1 protein-coding gene is annotated in these 1,772 nt (G+C 67.3%); it reads left to right on the forward strand.

The window, feature by feature from the left end; translation table 11 throughout:
- Nucleotides 1-1,772: ATP-dependent RNA helicase HrpA (gene hrpA, locus ACK42S_RS10370; protein WP_409706677.1), on the forward strand; the 1,772-nt coding region annotated here is incomplete at both ends.

The raw sequence follows: 1,772 nt of genomic DNA on the forward strand, positions 1-1,772 counted from the left end.
CAGATCCTGCCGCACCGGCCGGATCTGAAGGTCATCGTGACCTCGGCCACGATCGACGCCGAGCGCTTTGCGCAGCACTTCGCCGGCCGGCAGGGGCCGGCACCGGTGATTCAGGTGTCCGGGCGGCTGTACCCGGTGGAGCTGCGCTGGCGGCCCTTTGAGGAGAGCCGGGACTTCGACCTCAACGACGCCATCGCCGATGCGGTGGACGAACTCTGGCGCGAAGGCCCGGGCGACATCCTGGTCTTCCTGCCCGGCGAGCGCGAGATCCGCGAGGCGGCCGATCACCTGCGCAAGCACCTGTCGCACCAGCCGGCGCACCGGCATGCGCAGATCCTGCCGCTGTTTGCGCGGCTGTCTCAGGCCGAGCAGGACCGGGTGTTCGAGCCCGGCGACGGGCGACGCATCGTGCTGGCCACCAACGTGGCCGAGACCTCGCTGACGGTGCCCGGCATCCGCTACGTCATCGACTCGGGCCTGGCGCGCGTGAAGCGCTACAGCTATCGCAACAAGGTCGAGCAACTGCAGGTGGAGCCCATCAGCCAGGCGGCGGCCCAGCAGCGATCCGGCCGCTGCGGTCGCGTGGCCAACGGTGTGTGCATCCGTCTGTATGACGAGAACGACTTTGCCGGTCGGCCTCGGTTCACCGATCCTGAGATCTTGCGGTCCTCGCTGGCCGGTGTGATTCTGCGCATGAAGGCGCTGGGCCTGGGGCAGGTGGAGGACTTCCCGTTCCTGGAGCCGCCGCCGCGCAAGGCGATCGCCGACGGCTATGCGCTGCTGGGCGAACTCAACGCGGTGGATGAGGCCAACGAGCTCACCCCCATCGGCAAGGAGTTGTCCAGGCTGCCGCTGGACCCTCGTGTGGGACGCATGATTCTGGAGGCGCGGCAGCGCCAGTCCCTGGCCGAGGTGCTGGTGATCGCCTCGGCCTTGAGCGTGCAAGACGTGCGCGACCGCCCGCTGGACCAGCAGCAGGCGGCCGACGAGAAGCACCGCAAGTTCGACGACGAGAAGTCGGAGTTCATGGGCTATCTCAAGCTGTGGAAATGGCTGGAGGACAGCCGTGGCGGCCATGGCGAGCACCGCCTGTCACACCGCAAATACGAGCAACTGCTGCGCGAGCACTTCATCTCCCCTCGCCGCGTGCGCGAGTGGCGTGACATCCACGCCCAACTGCACACGGTGGTGGCCGAGCACGGCTGGAAGCTCAACGCCAGCGCGGCCACCTACGAGCAGATCCACGTGGCAATGCTGGCCGGACTGCTGGGCAATGTGGGCTGCAAGAGTGACGAGGACGACTGGTACCTGGGGGCGCGGGGCATCAAGTTCTGGCGTCACCCCGGAGCACACCTGAGCAAGAAGCCGGGACGCTGGCTGGTGGCCGCCGAGCTGGTCGAGACCACGCGGCTGTACGGGCGGGGGCTGGCGGCGATCGACCCGCAATGGATTCCCTGGGTCGCCGGCCACCTGCTCAAGACCCAGTTGCTGGACCCGCACTGGGAAAAGAAGGCCGCCGAGGTGGTGGCGCTGGAGCGCGCCACCCTCTATGGCCTGGTGGTCTACAACCAACGGCGGGTGAGCTTCGGCAAGGTCGATCCAGCAGCAGCGCGCGAAATCTTCATCCGCGAGGCGTTGGTCGCGGGCGAGTGGGAGACGAAACTGCCCTTCCTGTCCCACAACCGCAAGCTGATCCGCCAGGTCGAGGACCTCGAGCACAAGTCGCGCCGTCAGGATGTGCTCGTCGATGACGAGCTGATCTACGCCTTCTA

The sequence above is a fragment of the Caldimonas sp. genome, assembly GCF_046289365.1.
GTDB lineage: Bacteria > Pseudomonadota > Gammaproteobacteria > Burkholderiales > Burkholderiaceae_C > Caldimonas.